Below are 670 nucleotides of genomic sequence, written 5' to 3'. Positions count from 1 at the left end.
GCCCCCACCAACTCCAACAGCGCCCTCTCCATCAAGGCGCATACGAGCAATGGGTCCAACGATGCGGCGACCTGCGCGGTCACCGCGAAGCCTTCACCCAGGTCATCCACCGACACCGTCAGCGGATAGTTCGTGCGCCCCTGACCACGCAGCAACTCAAAGCCATCCCCCACCGCCGTGGTGACATCCGAGGTCTCGGCGCTGTGGCGGTAATTGAGGNAGTACGCCGCACTCTCGCCTGGACGGTGTCATGGCCGAGGCTGACGCGCATCGGCAGGGTGTTGATGAACAGCCCCATGCCTCGATCCGCACCGGCACCGCCATGCATCCGGCCGAACAGCACCGTGCCGAACACCACATCGTCCCGGTCGGTCAACCGCGCCAACACCTGCGCCCACGCCTGATGACACAGACTCGCCACGCTCACCCCGAGCCGAGCTGCCGAAGCCCGCATCTGCCGAACCAGGTCGGCATCGAGTTCGATACGCGCCTCATCGACTCCGGAACCATCGCCCTGGACATCCAGCAGTCCGAACGGCGCCGTGGGCTCATCCACATCGCCGAGCAACTCCCGGAAAAACGCCTCGTGCTCATCGCCCCGATCAGCCAGAACCGCCTGTGCGACGACATCGCGATATGCCACCGGCTCCGGCAACCCCGCACCACGGCC

At 65.9% G+C, this 670-nt stretch carries 1 protein-coding gene; it reads right to left on the bottom strand.

Annotated features, from left to right (window positions below; genetic code table 11):
• Positions 1-118: 118 nt before the first annotated feature.
• On the bottom strand, positions 119-643 hold the full coding sequence (locus IEJ02_RS50995; RefSeq protein WP_369075671.1) for a condensation domain-containing protein: 525 nt from the start codon (positions 641-643) through the stop codon (positions 119-121).
• Positions 644-670 lie beyond the last annotated feature (27 nt).

The sequence above is a fragment of the Streptomyces sp. 5-10 genome (genome assembly GCF_014712245.1).
GTDB lineage: Bacteria > Actinomycetota > Actinomycetes > Streptomycetales > Streptomycetaceae > Streptomyces > Streptomyces violaceusniger.
Note: the sequence above shows the minus strand (reverse complement) of the source record. Positions and strands in the feature narration are given on the sequence as shown.